Here is a 15,764-nt window from a genome sequence, read left to right as displayed (position 1 = left end):
AAGGTCGGCGGTCCGGGGCGCCTAGAGAATGTCGCCGAGGAACTCGCGCATGCGTTCAAGATAGAACTCCACCTCGGCCTCGGCCATGGCGAAGGAGACGGTGGGGCCGGCGGTCGCGACCGACTCCCAGACGCCGCGATTGGCCATCCACAAGCGCAGGAGGCGATAGAGGCCGGGCTGCGCCAGCTCGCGCGCCTCGGCGGCGTTGCGGGGGAGATGATCCGCGAAGGTGAACCCCGAGCGGCTGGTCAACCGATGGACCTGCCAGTCGAGGCTGCCGGCGGCGAAGAGTCCGGCGAGGCCGTCCGCCAATTGCGCGCCCAAGGCCGCCGTGCGGACAAAGCCCTGCGGTGTCAGCACCTGCGAGAGCGCCGCGCGACAGGCGGCCATGGAAAGCGCGTTGCCATAGAGCGTGCCGCCGGTGGCGACGCCGCCGACCGATTCCATCGGCGCGCCCTGCATGACGGGCGGTTGCTTCAGGGGTTGCGCCAGCGTCTCGCTCAAACCGTAGGCACCGATCGGCACGCCGCCGCCGATGGTCTTGCCGAGCCCGACCGCATCGGCCTCGAGATTCCAGAGGCGCTTCAAGCCGCCGGGGCTGGCGATCTGGGTATGGGTTTCGTCGAGCGCCAGGAAGGTGCCGTAATGCTCGGTGAGCTCGCGCAAGCCCTGGTGAAACCCCTCGGCCGGCATCACCACGCCGACATTGGTCAAGGCCGGCTCGACGATGCAGAGCGCCACATCGCGCGGCGCCAGCGCGCGGTCGACCGCGTCGAGATCGTTGAAGGGCACCATGCGCGCGCGCGAGGCCGCGGCGTCCGAAAGTCCGTAGAGCTCCGGCTTCACGCCGTTGCCGGCCATGATCACGAGGCTGTCCTCGATATGGCCGTGATATTTCCCGTCGAACATCAGGATCTTGTCGCGGCCCGAGACATGGCGCGCGAGGCGGATGATCTCGGTGTTGGCACCCGAGGCCGAGAGCGTGAATTGCCAATAGGGCAGCTCCCAGCGCTCGGCCAGTTCCTCGGCGCACCAGATCGCGTCCTCGGTCGGCAGCATGAACTGGCTGCCGCGGCGCATCCGGTCGGCGACCGCCGCGACGACTGCCGGGGGCCCGAAGCCGACATTCATCGACAGGTCGGCCTGGTTCATGTCGAGATAGCGATGGCCGTCGACATCGGTGAACCAGGCGCCGTCGCCCTCGGCGGCGAAGACGGGGGGATGGCCATGCATCGCAGTCATCCAGGCCATCGGCACGCCGCCCGGCATGTGGGCACGCGCGCGGTCGAGCAAGGCCAGCGAGCGGGGCCGGTCGGCGAGGAAGCGCTGCTCCTCGCGCCCGGTGAGGAAGGCGAGGCGGGTCGGATCCAGAACCGGCCGGCGGGCGCGGTCGCGCGGCGTCAGGGACACCGCTTAGACCCGGGCACCGCGGCGGCCGCTCAGAGTGCCGCCACCATCGCGACGCCAGCAGCGGCGATGCCGCCACCGATGACGCGCAGCGCCGGCTTCGGCGCAATGCGACCGGTCATGAGGGCGAGCCCGAGGCCGACCGCATGCAGGAACGAGGTCGCGAGCACGAAGCCCAGTGCATAGGCGGCGGGATTGGCCGCTTCCGGCAGCTCGGTGCCATGGGCATGGCCGTGGAACAGGGCGAAGAGGCCGACGATCGCCATGCCGACGACCGTGGGCACGCGGGCCGCGGTCGCGATCAGGAGGCCGAACAGCAGGACCGAGCCCAGGATGCCGGGCTCGACCAGCGGCATCGAGATACCCGAGACGGCCAGGAGGCCGCCGACCACCATGAACCCGACGAAGGCGCACGGCACGGCCCAGATTGCGCGGCCGCCGAGCTGCGCCGCCCAGATGCCGACGGCGATCATGACGAGGAGGTGGTCCAGCCCCGAGAGCGGATGGAGGATGCCGGCTTCGAAGCCCGCGCCATGCTCGCCGATGAGATGCGCTTCGGCGACGGGCGCGCCCAGCAGGGCGGCCGCGGCCAGGGTGATGGCGAAACACAGGCGAAAGGCGCGGGTCATGGTGATCGCTCCGGGAATTCGAAAAGTTGGGGGAGAGTGGGGGCGCTCTCCGGGGGTGACCGGACTCTATGGCCGGGGACCCCTCGCGACAATAGGGCGGGCGACCGATTCTGGCGGATCCGCGCCGGGCGTTGGCGGGGAAGGAACCGGTCCGCTCTCTAGGCCTCGCCGCCGACATTGGCGCCGGCACCCAGCAACTGGCGGCGCGCGTAATGCAGGTGATTGGTCACGATCGCGACCGCGCTCTCGACATCGCGCGCCTGGATCGCCTCGACCAGGGTGCGGTGCTGCCGGTTATATTCGGCGATCCGCTCGATCGTCAGCACCTTGTCCTTCATCGCGTTCCACTGGGCGTGGGTGCGGACATCGTTGATCTGCCGGTAGAGCGAGACCATCAGCGGATTGCGGCTGCATTCTGCGATGCAGAGATGGAACTGCTCGTCGAGCAGCGTGAAGGTCTCGGAATCGACGCTCGACCGCTCCATCTCGGCCAGCGCCTCGTTCAAGCGCTCCAGCTCGCGCGAGGTCGAATTGAGCACGGCCAGCCGCACCATATGAGGCTCGACCGCGAGGCGGACATCGATCAGCTCTAGCGGGCTGGTGAGCTCGGCGACGTCGTCCTGCGGCGAGCGGGGCTGGTAATTCACGAAGGTGCCGCTGCCGACCCGGCGCGTCACCAGCCGTTCGGCCTCGAGCTGGTTGAGCGCGCTGCGCACCGTGGTGCGCGAGGCGCCGAAGATCTCGGCGAGCTGGCGTTCCGCCGGCAGCTTCTCGGCATGGCGAAGGCCGCCCTCGGTGATCGCCTGACGGAGCTGCTGCGTGATCCAGGCCGAGCCGCGCATGGGATCGGCGATGGCGCGGGGCTCGTTGCGGGGCAGCAGAATGGCCGGAGCTTCGCTGCGCTCCTTCAACGGCCGACCACCAATGCGGGCCATTTCTGTGCCTTTGGAAAATAGTGGTTTGAAACCGGCTGGGCTTATGTTTCACTAATTGGGCCTTCCGATCAAGTCCGGAGCGGCGGCGCCTGGGGCGGATCCGGTCCCGGGCCGCCGTGAGCGCCGGGCCGGTGTCGGGAAAGTGCAACGGTCCCAAGCATCCGCCTGCGTCCCGAGCCCTCATGACAGTTCCTCCCGATGCGCCTGATTGGATCTCGTCCGCGGCCGGATTTCGGCCGCGTCCGATCCGGTTTGGTGCCGCGGTGGCCGGGCTGTTCCAGGAGTCGAAAGACGCTGCCGCGGGGCTTGTCGATCCCGGTCATCCGGCATGGCCAAGGAGAGGTATGAAATTGGTTTGATTGGGCAGGGTTGCCCGGGCCGACCGGCAAAAGGCGGCTCGAAAGCGCAACCGGTTCAGTCGTTTTCGCGCTTGGGCGAGGTGCGGCAGTCGAGGAAACTGGCGCCGGCTCCGTCCTGGAGACCTGGACAACGAAAAATGTTTGTAGGGGAGAACACGCAGCCATGACCGACTTGGAAGCCCACGTCTCGCAAAAGGGGCGAAAGGAACTCGTCAAGCAGGTACGGGCCAAGATCAACGAGCTTGGTATCCAGTACATCTATTATCAGTTCGTGTCGGTGACCGGCCGCATCGTCGGCAAGGGCGTCCCGGCGGATCATTGGGAGAGCATCGCCGAGCGCGGCTTCCAGCTGGTCTATGGCTCGACCGCCAATCTCTTCGTCGACCGCTTCAAGAATTATATCGGCTATGGCCCCGAGGCCTCCGAGTTGGTCGGCATTCCCGACCCCGAGACCTTCTGCCAGCTGCCCTGGGACAAGCGCGTCGCGCGCGTCTTCTGCACCTGCTTCCGCAATCGCGAGGAACGGGTCAATCCGGGCGGGCATCTGACCTCGGACTGCCGCGGCAATCTCCGGATCCTCCATGAGGAGTTCAAGAAGAAGCACAAGGGTCTCCACATGCGTCACGGCTGCGAGCCGGAGATGATGTGGCTCAAGAAGGGCGCCGACGGTCTGCCCGATGGCGGCTTCTCCAAGCCGAACTGCTATCACATCGACCAGTTCGAGAGCCTGCGTCCGGTCTTCATGCGCGCGATCGAATATTCGCGCGCCATGGGCCTCGACATGATCCAGGGCGATCACGAGGACGCGCCGGGCCAGCTCGAGCTCAATTTCATGTTCGACGACTGCCTGCGCACGGCCGACCGCCTGACGACCTATCGCCAGATCTGCGCCCAGGTCGCGCGCGAGTTCAATCTCATCGCCTGCTTCATGGCCAAGCCCTTCATGGGCGTCTCGGCCAATGGCTGCCACCACAACATCTCCCTGTGGAAGGGCGGCGAGGACAAGGTCAACAAGCTCGGGCTCGACAACCTGCCGGGCATGGAAGAGAACTTCGCCTATCTCAAGGGCGGCGAGAACACCTTCCTGCCGCTCAAGGGCCAGTCGAAACCGGGTCCGATCGGCCTCAACTGCATCGGCGGCATCATCAAGCATGTGGGTGCCTTGACCGCAATCGGCTCCTCCACCGTCAATTCCTATCGCCGCCTGTGGGACACGGGCTTCTGGGCGCCGGTCTATGCCGACTGGGGCTATCAGAACCGCACCTGTGCGCTGCGCATCTCCGCCCCGGGCCGCTTCGAATACCGCTCGGTGGATTCGACGGTGAACCCCTATTTGATGGCGGCCGGCATCCTGCAGGCCTTCGACGACGGCATCACCCACAAGATCGATCCGGGCGAGCCCGAAGAGCGCAACATCTATGCGGCGATGGCGGCCGGCAAGAAGGTCAAGAAGCTGCCGATGTCGCTGGGCCTGGCGCTCGAGGAGCTCGAGAAGGACGAGGTCATCAAGAAGGCGATGCCCGACGAGATGTACAAGGTCTTCACGCATTACAAGCGCGACGAGTGGGAGAAGTTCAACGCCACCGTCACCAACTGGGACCTCCAGCAATATTGGGACTATCTGCCGTAATCAACCTTCGCGAAGTACGCGGGTACCGGCATAGGAGAAAGAGAGAGCGAGATGTGCGGAATTGCGGGATTGATCCATCGACATGGCAAGACCGGCGATATCGGCACCGAGATGACGGCGATGTTGCAGTCGCTGAAGCATCGCGGGCCGGATTCGACGGGCTACGCGCTTTACGGCAAGCCGCTGAAGGGCAACGAGCTGATGTTGCGCTTCAAGGTGGCCGAGCAGGACGAGATGCTGAAAGGTTTCAAGATCCACGACCAGGTCAAGGAGCGCCGGAACGAAGTCGACAAGCGCATCAAGGAACTGGGCGGACGGATCCTCGAGACCACCGACGCCACCGAATACGCCTTCCGCTACCGGATCGACTATGCCGGCGACCGGCGCAAGCTCGCCGACTTCATCGAGGACGTGGAGGGGGCCGAGATCCTGTCCATGGGCCATGGGCTCGAGCTGGTGAAGGATCTCGGCGACGCCGCGCGCGTGGCCGAGCAGTATCACCTCAAGGGCTTCACCGGGACCCATGCGCTGGGTCACACCCGCATGGCGACCGAATCCGATGTCGACATCCGGTCGGCCCATCCCTACTGGGCCTATCCGTTCGCCGACGTGTCGGTGGTCCATAACGGCCAGCTCACCAACTATTGGAACGGGCGCCGCGCGCTCGAGCGGCGCGGCCACCGCTTCATGTCGAACTGCGATTCCGAGCTGATCGCCGTCTATCTCGCCGACAAGATGCAGCAGGGCGCCGAGCTCAAGGACGCGATGACGGATTCCATCGACGAGCTCGATGGCGTCTTCACCTATCTGGTCGCGACCTCGGATTCGCTCGGCATGGCCAAGGATGTGATGGCCGCGAAGCCCATGGTCCTCTACGAAAGCGAGAAGTTCATCTGTCTCGCCTCGGAAGAGGTGGCGATCCGCAGCGTATTCCCCCATGAAATCGATACCTTCGACCCCTATGAGGGCGAGGTTCGCGTTTGGAAGAGCGCATAATGGCCCTCAGAACCAAATCCCAGGATATGGGGATGCACACGGAGCAGCTCTCCGGGCGCACCCAGCAGCGATTCTTCACGCCCGCCGAAGAGCAGAACTTCACCTATCCGGAGGCGTTCGACGTCGACTTCAACAAGCGGGCCGAGCTCGATTGTGGGCCGCTCGCGCCGCGCGACGTCAATCTCAAGATCCGCGACCTGATGAGCAAGGGCTACGGCACCATCGTCCTGAAGAATCCCGGTGCCAAGCATTCGCTCGCGGTCGGCATCCTCAACAAGCTCAACCTGCATATCGAAGGCAGCCTGGGCTATTTCGGCTGCGGCCTGATCGACGGGCCGAACATCCGCATCAAGGGCCGCGTGGGCTGGTCCTGCGCGGAGAACATGCTGGCCGGGACGATCGTGATCGAGAAGAACGCAGGCTCGACCTTCGGCGCCGCCTTGCGCGGCGGCGACCTGGTCTGCATGGGCGATGTGGGTGCCCGCATGGGCATCGACATGAAGGGCGGGACCATCATCGTCGGCGGGCGCTGCGGCGCCTTCTGCGGCTTCATGATGCAGCGCGGCCGCATGGTTGTGCTGGGCGACGCCGGCAAGAACCTCGGCGATTCCATGTATGACGGCACGATCTATGTCGGCGGCAAGATCGACGGGCTGGGCGTGGACGCCGTGCCGGGCGAGATGACCGATCTCGACGTCTCCTGGCTCAGCCGCAAGCTCAAGATGTACGGGCTCGAGGCGCCCAAGGGCGTCAAGAACATGCAGAAGATCGTCGCCGGGAAGCAGCTCTGGAACTACGACAATCTGGAGCCCACCGAGAAGAAACTCATCCTCTAAGCCCCGCGACAGATCGCACAAAAGGAATTCGCTCATGGCGAGAGAACGCAAGAAAGTACCCGCTGCCGCGCCGGCCAAGAAGCCGTCGTCGCGCAACAAGAGTCTGCTGGGCAAGAGTTTCATCTTCCCGCCGACGGTCATCGACGACATCCATATCAAGTCCGAGCTCGGCCGCTATCGCATGCGCGGCTTCTCGCTCTTCAAGAAGATCCCGACCTGGGACGACTTGACCTTCCTCCCGGGCACGCTGACCCGCTTCGTGATCGAGGGTTATCGCGAGAAGTGCCTGACCCAGACCGTGATCGGCCCCAAGGCCAAGCGCCCGCTGGTGCTCGATATCCCGATCTACATCACCGGCATGAGCTTCGGCGCGCTCTCCTTCGAGGCCAAGATCGCGCTCGCCCGCGGCGCCACCATGGCCGGCACCGCGACCTGCTCGGGCGAAGGCGGCATGATTCCCGACGAGCGCCGCTATTCGTCGAAATGGTTCTATCAGTGCATCCAGTCGCGCTACGGCTTCAACCCGCATCATCTGCGCCTCGCCGACGCCTGCGAGTTCTTCATCGGCCAGGGCTGCAAGGTCGGCCTCGGCGGCCATCTGATGGGGCAGAAGGTGACGGACCAGGTGGCGGAAATGCGCTCGCTGCCGGCCGGCATCGACCAGCGTTCGCCGGCGCGCCATCCCGACTGGCTGGGGCCGGACGATCTGGCGCTGAAGATCCAGGAGATTCGCGAAGCCACCAATGGCGAGATTCCGATCCAGCTCAAGCTGGGTGCGGCGCGCGTCTATGACGACGTCCGCATGGCGGCCAAGACCGGCCCGGATTCGATCTATATCGACGGCATGGAAGGCGGCACCGGCGCGGGTCCGCATATCGCGACCGAGGAGACCGGGGTGCCCGGCATCGCCGCGATCCGCCAGGCCCGCAAGGCGCTCGACGATGTCGGCATGACCGGCCAGATCAGCCTGGTCTATGCCGGCGGCATCCGCAACGGCGCGGACGTGGCCAAGGCGATCGCGCTCGGCGCCGATGCCGTCGCGATCGGCCATTCGGCGCTGATGGCGCTCAACTGCAACAAGGACATCCCCGAGGCCGACTTCGAGAAGGAGATCGGCGTCGAGGCGGGCTACTGCTACCACTGCCATACGGGCCGCTGCCCGGTCGGCGTGGCGACGCAGGACCCGGTCCTGCGCAAGCGCCTCGACCCCGACGAGGCGGCCGAGCGCGTCTACAACTTCCTGCACTGCCTTGCCATCGAGTGCCAGATGATGGCGCGCGCCTGCGGCAAGACCAACGTGCACAGCCTCGAGCCGGAAGACCTCGCAGCCCTCACCATGGAAGCCTCCGCGCTCGCCATGGTGCCGCTGGCCGGCTCGCAGCACACGGTCGGCCGACCCGACATGACGCGGTACTGAGGAGAGCCCCGATGGCAAAACCGACGCAGAAGAAGCCGGTCATGAAGGTCGTGAAGACCGCGAAGGCCACCCCGAAGAAAGAGGATGTCGACAAATACCTCAAGGGGAAGGGCCTCGATTCCAACCGCGAGAAGGAAATCGGCCAGCACATCGGCTATCGCTACGACGTCAATCTCGTGCCGGACTACAGCCGCCTGACGCCCTTCCTGAAGAAATACATGGAAGTGATGGGCTGGGACGACCTCAACTGGCTCGAGGACGTCCATATGGGCTACGAGGAAGGCCGTGCCGCGGTGTTCGACCGCAACGTCAATGGCTGGGTTACGATTCCGCCGGGCGTGAAACTGCCCGACAACCAGCAGGATCGCGACATGATCGCGCGCGAGCTGCTGATCAAGTTCCAGATGTCCCGCAAGCACCCGATGGTCGACCTCAACAAGGCCTATCGGAAGTTCTAAGCGGACCTTCGAGGAAACGAACCATGAGACAGGGCCGGACTCGTCTGAGTCCGGCCCTTGTCATGTCGGTGCGACACCCGTTTCTTATCCCCTCCCCCCTTGAGGGGGAGGGTAGGGAGGGGGATGACTCGGTCCACGATCTCGTCGGGGTGCGAAGGGGCCGATACCGAGCAGCCCCCTCCCCAACCCTCCCCCAAAAGTTGGGGAGGGGATTCACTCGCCTCGCATCGGCGATTGCTCTGCCCCCAAAGAGAGGGGAAGAAAGTGAGTCGTGCGGAGATGCGAGGAGCGTCACTCTTCGCCGGTCTCGACCTCGAAATCGGCGGAATGGGTCCAGTCCGGCGTAAAGGACAGCACCCGGACGCCGGCCGGCATGTTCGGGTTGAAGAGGCGGTTGTGCCAATAGGTCGCCTGATAGAAGGCATCGTTCTCGGCCAGCTCGAGCACCGAGCAGGGGATGCGATAGCCTTTGGCATATTCGATGAATTCGAGCTCGCAACGCCCATGCAGCAGCAGTTGGTCGGCGAAGGCCGATCCCGGCCCGAACAGGCCGGTCATGATGTCGCTGAACTCGCGCGGGCGCTGATAGTACCAGGCCGACAGGATCTCCAGCGCTTTCTCATAACGCTCGACCGGGTCCTGGGTCTTCTGCACCTGGAAGCGGAACTGCTGGGTGCTTTCCTCCGGCTCCTCGCGCATGACCAGCAGGGTGACGGCCGGGGCGAGTTCGGTGCCGTCGAGGGTGCTGACGCGGGCCCGCATGCCGCTGGAGGGGCGTCCCAGCCCTTCGCGCACCGAAAGCTGCCGCAGCCGGCATTGCCAGCCGAGGAACTCGTCGCGCAGCGCTTCCGCCGCCGGTTCCATCAGCACGACATTCTTTCGCCGGTCGCCGGCCGTCATGATCGATCCCTCGAGAATGGACAGGCAGGGAGTCTGGGGCGATCCGGCGCGAACCGCAAGCGGCGCCGTCGGGGACATGGCGTCGCGATGTCGCTGCCGGCCGGTCGGATTTGCGGTAAATATCGCCGGCTTTCCGCCGATCATCGGAGTGATGTTTCTTGTCCGGCAGGAAACCGGCGGTTAGCCTGCCGGTCCTGATCCGATCCGCCTTCATGCCGACCAAAGACGGGGTTCACGATGCCCTTCGGGCTGCTGAAATACGGGCTTAGCAAGACCTACCCGGCCGAGCGCCACTTCCCGCTCGCCCGGGATCTGAAGCCCAGCTACGACGTCGTCATCATCGGCGGCGGCGGCCACGCGCTGGCGACGGCTTACTACCTGTCGCGCGACTACGGCATCACCAACGTGGCGATCCTCGAGAAGGGGTATCTCGCGGGCGGCAACACGGCGCGCAACACCGCCATCATCCGCTCGAACTACCTGACGCCCGAGGGCGTCAGGTTCTACGACACCTCGGTCAAGCTCTATCAGGATCTGAGCCAGGACCTCGACTACAACATCCTCTATTCCGAGCGCGGCCATTTTACGCTGGCCCACACCGACGCCGCGATCCGCACCAGCCGCTGGCGCGCCGAGGTCAACAAGCATCTGGGTGTGGATTCCGAGCTGATCTGGCCGGACGAGATCCACAAGCTCTGTCCGGTGCTTAACATGTCGGAGGATGTGCGCTATCCGATCCTGGGCGCGCTCTATCATCCGCCGGGCTCGATCGCGCGCCATGACGCGGTCGCCTGGGGCTATGGCCGCGGCGCCACGCGGCGCGGCGTCGAGATCCATCAGCTCACCGAGGTGACCGAGATCCTGCAGGAGAGCGGCAAGGTCAAAGGCGTCGTCACCAACCGCGGCACGGTCTATGCGAATAAGGTGCTGCAGGCGACGGCGGGATCGAGCTCGCTGGTGGCGAAGCTGGCTGGCTTCAAGCTGCCGATCCGCACCATCCCGCTGCAGGCCTGCGTCTCGCTGCCGGTGAAGCCCTTCCTCGACCAGATCATCGTGTCGGGCTCGCTGCACGTCTATATCTCGCAATCCTCGCGCGGCGAGCTGGTGATGGGCGGATCGACCGACCCCTATGGCGTCTATTCGACGCGCTCGACGCTCGATTTCAAGGAAGGCCTGCTGGGCCACATGCTGGAGCTCTTGCCCTTCCTCGGCGAGATGAAGCTCAACCGGCAATGGGCCGGCATGGCAGACATGACGCCCGATTTCAGCCCCTGCATGGGGCTCACCCCGCTCGAGAACTACTATATCGATTCCGGCTGGGGTACCTGGGGCTTCAAGGCGACGCCGGTCTGCGGTCTCACCATGTCCTACACCGTCGCCAACAACAAACCGCACGAGCTGATCGAGCCCTTCCGCTTGTCCCGCTTCGAAGAGATGAAGCAGGTCGGCGAAAAGGGCGCGGCCTCGGTCGGGCATTGAGCGAGGGAGGGAACCCATGAAGATCATGAACTGCCCGCTCAACGGCCCGCGCAACATCTCGGAGTTCGTCTGGGGCGGCGAAGTGAAGCCGATGCCCGATCCCGCGCGAGTCTCGGACCGCGAATGGGCCGAGTATGTGCATATCGAGAACAACACCGCCGGCGTGGTGCGCGAATGGTGGTGCCACGTGCCCACCTCCTTCTGGTTCATCGCCGAGCGCCACACGGTGACGGACGAGATCCTGCGCACCTATCCGGCGGGCGAGGTCTTCAAATCCCGGGTCGAGTTCAGTGCGGCGCCGAAGGCGAACGAGGAAAAGAAATGAGCGACGGGGTCAACCGTCTTTCGGCACCGGCCGGCCTGCTGATCGACCGCGGCCAACCGGTCACCTTCACCTTCGAAGGCCGGCCCTTCCAGGGATTCGTCGGCGACACGATCGCGAGCGCGCTCGCGGCCAACGACGAATGGCTGATCTCGCGCTCCTTCAAATATCACCGGCCGCGCGGGATCCTGACGATGGCCGGCCAGGACGCGAACACGCTGGTCCAGATCGGCGGCGAGCCCAACGTGCTGGCCGACATGCATCCGATCCGGCCCGGCCTCGCCGTGATGGGCCAGAACTACAAGGGCAGCCTCGAGCAGGACCGGCTCTCCTTCATGGAGAGGCTCGGCCGCTTCCTCCCGGTGGGTTTCTATTACAAGGCTTTCTTCAAGCCGAAATGGACCTGGCCGCATTGGGAGAAGGTGATCCGCGAGATCGCCGGCCTGGGCAAGGTCGACGTCCACGCGCATCATGACTACTACGACAAGGAATATCTCTTCGCCGATGTCGCGGTGATCGGTGCCGGCCCCGCCGGCATGGCGGCGGCGTCCGAGGCGGCGAAGGCCGGCCTCGAGGTGATCCTGATCGACGAGGGCCCGCGCGTCGGCGGTTCGCTCTCCTATGCGCGCTTCGATGCGGCGGGCGAGCAGGGCAGGACGCGTTCGCGCGAGCTCGCGGCCGAGCTGGCCGCGTCGCAGAACATCCGGATCCTGACCGACGCCACCTGCAACGGCTTCTTCGCCGACAATTGGCTGGCGGTGATCAAGGGTAATCGCCTCTACAAGCTGCGCGCCAAGGCGGTGGTGGTCGCGACCGGCTCGCTCGAGCAGCCGGCGGTGTTCCACAACAACGACCTGCCGGGCGTGATGCTGGGCTCGGCGGCGCAGCGCCTGATCAAGCTCTATGGCGTGAGGCCCGGCCGTCGCGCCGTGGTGCTGACGGCCAATGCCGACGGCTATGGCGTGGCGCTCGATCTGGGCGATGCCGGCGTCGAGGTCGCGGCCGTGGTCGATCTTCGCAATGAGGCCGACAGTTCGGCCTTCGCCAAGGCGGTCCATGCGCGCGGCGTCTCGATCCTGCAGGGCCATGGGGTGGCCGAGACCTTCTATGGCGTGGGCAAGCGCAACATCACGGCGGCCCTGGTCGGCAAGGTGACGGGCGAGGGCGAGCTCTCGCCGGCGCTCGCCACCATTCCCTGCGATCTGCTCTGCATGTCGGTCGGCTACAGCCCGACCGGCCAGCTCCTGCATCATATCGGCGCGAAGTTCGCCTATGACCGCGCCAGCCACATGTTTGCGCCCAGCGTCCTGCCGGCCCATGTCTTCGCGGCCGGCTCGGTCAACGGCACCTATGCGCTCGATGCCGTGATCGCCGAAGGCCGCCGCGCCGGCTGGGCCGCCGCGAAGGATGCCGGGGCCGCCGTGGGCGGCGAGCCCTCGGCGCCGGGCGATCGGGGCGCCATCGGCGTGACCCATCCCTGGCCGATCTTCCCGAGCAAGAAGGGCAAGGACTTCGTCGATTTCGACGAAGACCTCCAGGTCAAGGATCTGGTGAACGGCATCGCCGACGGCTACGACCATGTCGAGCTGCTGAAGCGCTACACCACCGTCAGCATGGGGCCCTCGCAGGGCCGCCATTCGGCGGTGGCGACGGTGCGCATCGACGCCAAGGAGACCGGCCGCGACATCGCGACCATGTCGGTCACGACCCAGCGGCCGCCCTACCGGCCGGAGAAATTCGGCCTCATGGCGGGCCGGACCTTCGAGCCCGAGCGCCACACCGCGATGCATCGGCGCCATCTGGAGCTGGGCGCGCGCATGATGCCCGCGGGCCTCTGGTACCGCCCGGCCTTCTACGGCAAGAAGGAAGAGCGCGACCAGGCGATCCGCGAGGAAGTCCGCAATGTCCGCAACAATGTCGGGCTGATCGACGTCTCGACCCTGGGCGGGCTCGACGTGCGCGGGCCCGACGCAGCCGAGTTCCTCAACCGCCTCTATACCTTCGCCTATGCCAAGCAGCCGGTCGGCCGCTCGCGCTATGTGCTGATGACCGACCAGAGCGGCGCCATCATCGATGACGGCGTCGCCTGCCGTTTCGGCGAAGAGCATTTCTACGTGACCGCGACCACCAGCGGCGTCGACGGCGTCTATCGCCTGATGCTGTTCTGGAATTCGCAGTGGCGCCTCGATGTCGACGTGGCGAACGTCACGGCGGCTTATGCCGGCGTCAATCTCGCGGGTCCGAAGTCGCGCGAGGTGTTGCAGAAGCTCTGCCCGGATGTCGATCTCTCGGCCGCTGCCTTCCCCTATATGGGCGTGCGGATGGGAACGGTCGCGGGTATCCCGGCGCGGCTGATGCGCGTCGGCTTCGTCGGCGAGCTCGGCTACGAGATCCATGTGCCGGCCTCGATGGGCGAGGCCCTGTGGGACAAGCTGATGGAGGCGGGACGGCCCGCCGGCATCCGTCCCTTCGGCGTCGAGGCCCAGCGCGTGCTGCGCCTGGAGAAGGGCCATATCATCATCGGACAGGACACGGACGGGCTGACGCATCCCTACGAGGCCGACATGGCCTGGGCGATCTCGAAGACCAAGCCCTACTTCATGGGCGGCCGCTCGATCGACATCCAGAATCGCTCGGGCCTGACGCGCAAGCTGGTCGGGTTCACGCTCGACGATGCCAATGCGCCGGTGCCGGAGGAATGTCACCTGGTGGTGCGGGGAGCGGAGATCCTGGGCCGCGTCACCTCGGCCGTGATCTCGCCGTCGCTCGGCCGGGTGGTGGGTCTGGCTTATGTAGCGCCCGACCAGGCCGAACCCGGCAAGAATTTCGACATCAAGGTCGCGGGCGGGCGGCTGATCCAGGCGCGGGTGGTGCCGATCCCGTTCTTCGACCCCGAGAACAAGCGGCAGGAGATGTAAGCCATGGCCAGTGCGACCGTCTCCCCGACCGCCTTCAACCGCCGTAGCTATGTCTATCGCCTGCTGGACGCCAAGGGCGCCGAATGGGCAGCGATCCGCGACAGTGCGGTCGCCATGCGGCTCGGCCGCTCCGTCGACGAGGAAGTCGGCATCGGCCGGCGGCTTGCGCTGACCGATCTCTCGCCCCTGCCGCGCACCGGCTTCAAGGGCACCGGCACCGTCGAATGGCTGACCGCCCAGGGCATGATGATCGGGCCCGACAGCAACATGGCCTATCGCCAGGCCGATGGCTCGCTGGCGGCGAGGCTCGCGCCCACGGAGATCTTCCTGATCGACAGCCTCAAGGGCGAGGCCGGCCTGATCGACCGGCTCAACGGCGCCTGGAACTGGGGGGCCGAGAAACCGCGCAAGCTCATCGGTTATCCGATGCCTCGCGCCGAGAGCCATTGCTGGTTCATGATCTCGGGCTGGCAGGCGCCGGCGATGTTCGCGAAGATCTGCGGCGTCGATCTGCGCGCGCATAAATTCAAGCAGGGCCAGATCGCGCAGACCTCGGTCGCCAAGATCAGCGCCATCCTGATCCGCGACTATTTCGGCGAGATGCCGGCCTATCACCTGCTGACCGACAGCGCGTCGGCGGAATATATGTGGGGCTGCCTCGTCGATGCGATGGCCGAATTCGACGGCCAGCCGATCGGACTGGGCGCGCTGCGCCGTCTGGCCGAGGCGCGGTGAAGGGCAAGCGCAAGACCGGGGCGGGCGCGCCGGGATCGGAGGCGCGCAAGGGCGGGGCCGCGCCCCGGAAACCCGCGAAACGTCCGGCGTCGGAGACGGTGCAGGAGTTCCAGGACCCGCACGGCCTGATCGACAAGCGCCATGGCCGGCTCGAGGAGGCGATCGGGCGCGAGGTGCGCGACTTCCGACGCAAGCTCAACATGACGGTGGCCGAACTCGCCAAGATAGCCGAGCTCTCGGCCGGCATGCTGTCCAAGATCGAGAACGGCATGACCTCGCCCTCGCTGGCGACCCTGCGGGCCCTCTCGGTGGCGCTCCATGTGCCGGTCACGGCCTTCTTCCGCCGTTTCGAGGAGGAACGCGACGCCACCTTCGTCAAGGCGGGGCAGGGCTTGCAGATCGAGCGCCGCGGCACGCGCGCCGGGCATCAGTACCAGCTGCTCGGCCATACGCTGCGCAAGAGCATCTCGGTCGAGCCCTATATGATCACCCTGACCGCGGATTCCGACGTGTTTCCGCTGTTCCAGCATGACGGCGTCGAGTTCATCTTCATGCTCGAGGGCGAGGTCAGCTATCGCCATGGCGACCGCACCTACACGCTTCTGCCGGGCGACTCGCTGTTCTTCGATGCGGACGTGCCGCACGGTCCCGACGAGCTGCGCAAGCTGCCGATCCGGTTCCTCTCGATCATCTGCTATCCGCGCGATGCAGAAGGCTGATTCCGCAGCGATTTCCTGACAGGA

Annotated in this window: 14 protein-coding genes; 10 read left to right on the top strand and 4 right to left on the bottom strand. The window is 65.8% G+C overall.

Features of this window, described 5'->3' with window-relative positions:
• Window positions 1-21 precede the first annotated feature (21 nt).
• The 3 genes from FRZ44_RS15115 to FRZ44_RS15105 form a co-directional block, all read right to left on the bottom strand.
• Window positions 22-1,410 carry an aminotransferase class III-fold pyridoxal phosphate-dependent enzyme gene (locus tag FRZ44_RS15115; RefSeq protein WP_151177966.1) on the bottom strand — a complete coding sequence of 463 codons (1,389 nt, stop codon included), beginning with the start codon at window positions 1,408-1,410 and terminating at the stop codon, window positions 22-24.
• A gap of 29 nt (window positions 1,411-1,439) precedes the next feature.
• A complete protein-coding gene (locus FRZ44_RS15110) occupies window positions 1,440-2,036 on the bottom strand; it encodes a HupE/UreJ family protein (protein WP_151177965.1) in 597 nt (198 codons plus the stop codon).
• 158 nt (window positions 2,037-2,194) lie between these two features.
• A complete protein-coding gene (locus tag FRZ44_RS15105) occupies window positions 2,195-2,971 on the bottom strand; it encodes a FadR/GntR family transcriptional regulator (protein ID WP_151177964.1) in 777 nt (258 codons plus the stop codon).
• Between the two features lie 522 nt (window positions 2,972-3,493).
• Between FRZ44_RS15105 and FRZ44_RS15100 the strand changes: the two genes are divergently transcribed.
• The 5 genes from FRZ44_RS15100 (at window position 3,494) to FRZ44_RS15080 (ending at window position 8,667) form a co-directional block, all read left to right on the top strand.
• Window positions 3,494-4,960, top strand: a complete 1,467-nt coding sequence (locus tag FRZ44_RS15100) for a glutamine synthetase family protein (RefSeq protein WP_151177963.1) — start codon at window positions 3,494-3,496, stop codon at window positions 4,958-4,960.
• A gap of 69 nt (window positions 4,961-5,029) precedes the next feature.
• Entirely contained in the window at window positions 5,030-5,956 is a 927-nt protein-coding gene (locus FRZ44_RS15095) for a class II glutamine amidotransferase domain-containing protein (protein WP_225308272.1), read from the top strand.
• The gene (locus FRZ44_RS15090) at window positions 5,956-6,792 is read left to right on the top strand and encodes a GltB/FmdC/FwdC-like GXGXG domain-containing protein (RefSeq protein WP_151177961.1); all 837 of its coding nucleotides are present in this window, start codon (window positions 5,956-5,958) and stop codon (window positions 6,790-6,792) included. Before FRZ44_RS15095 ends, FRZ44_RS15090 begins: the two co-directional genes overlap by 1 nt.
• Before the next feature lie 34 nt (window positions 6,793-6,826).
• A complete protein-coding gene (locus tag FRZ44_RS15085) occupies window positions 6,827-8,209 on the top strand; it encodes an FMN-binding glutamate synthase family protein (RefSeq protein ID WP_191908114.1) in 1,383 nt (460 codons plus the stop codon).
• Between the two features lie 11 nt (window positions 8,210-8,220).
• The gene (locus tag FRZ44_RS15080; protein ID WP_225308271.1) at window positions 8,221-8,667 is read left to right on the top strand and encodes a hypothetical protein; all 447 of its coding nucleotides are present in this window, start codon (window positions 8,221-8,223) and stop codon (window positions 8,665-8,667) included.
• A gap of 291 nt (window positions 8,668-8,958) precedes the next feature.
• Here the strand turns inward: FRZ44_RS15080 and FRZ44_RS15075 are convergent, their stop codons facing one another.
• Window positions 8,959-9,567: a hypothetical protein gene (locus FRZ44_RS15075; RefSeq protein ID WP_151177960.1), complete on the bottom strand. Its 609-nt coding sequence runs from the start codon at window positions 9,565-9,567 to the stop codon at window positions 8,959-8,961.
• Between the two features lie 237 nt (window positions 9,568-9,804).
• Between FRZ44_RS15075 and FRZ44_RS15070 the strand changes: the two genes are divergently transcribed.
• Genes FRZ44_RS15070 through FRZ44_RS15050 form a run of 5 tightly spaced genes read left to right on the top strand, consistent with a single transcriptional unit; the run spans window position 9,805 to window position 15,740 of the window.
• On the top strand, window positions 9,805-11,046 hold the full coding sequence (locus FRZ44_RS15070) for an FAD-dependent oxidoreductase (RefSeq protein WP_151177959.1): 1,242 nt from the start codon (window positions 9,805-9,807) through the stop codon (window positions 11,044-11,046).
• 16 nt (window positions 11,047-11,062) lie between these two features.
• A complete protein-coding gene (locus tag FRZ44_RS15065) occupies window positions 11,063-11,371 on the top strand; it encodes a sarcosine oxidase subunit delta (protein WP_151177958.1) in 309 nt (102 codons plus the stop codon).
• Window positions 11,368-14,286, top strand: a complete 2,919-nt coding sequence (locus FRZ44_RS15060; RefSeq protein WP_151177957.1) for a 2Fe-2S iron-sulfur cluster-binding protein — start codon at window positions 11,368-11,370, stop codon at window positions 14,284-14,286. Before FRZ44_RS15065 ends, FRZ44_RS15060 begins: the two co-directional genes overlap by 4 nt.
• 3 nt (window positions 14,287-14,289) lie before the next feature.
• A complete protein-coding gene (locus tag FRZ44_RS15055) occupies window positions 14,290-15,021 on the top strand; it encodes a sarcosine oxidase (protein WP_151177956.1) in 732 nt (243 codons plus the stop codon).
• Window positions 15,018-15,740 carry a helix-turn-helix domain-containing protein gene (locus tag FRZ44_RS15050; RefSeq protein ID WP_151177955.1) on the top strand — a complete coding sequence of 241 codons (723 nt, stop codon included), beginning with the start codon at window positions 15,018-15,020 and terminating at the stop codon, window positions 15,738-15,740. The genes FRZ44_RS15055 and FRZ44_RS15050 overlap by 4 nt, the downstream gene beginning before the upstream one ends.
• Window positions 15,741-15,764 lie beyond the last annotated feature (24 nt).

It is taken from the genome of Hypericibacter terrae, assembly GCF_008728855.1.
In the GTDB taxonomy this organism is placed as follows: Bacteria; Pseudomonadota; Alphaproteobacteria; order Dongiales; family Dongiaceae; genus Hypericibacter; species Hypericibacter terrae.
Note: the sequence above shows the minus strand (reverse complement) of the source record. Positions and strands in the feature narration are given on the sequence as shown.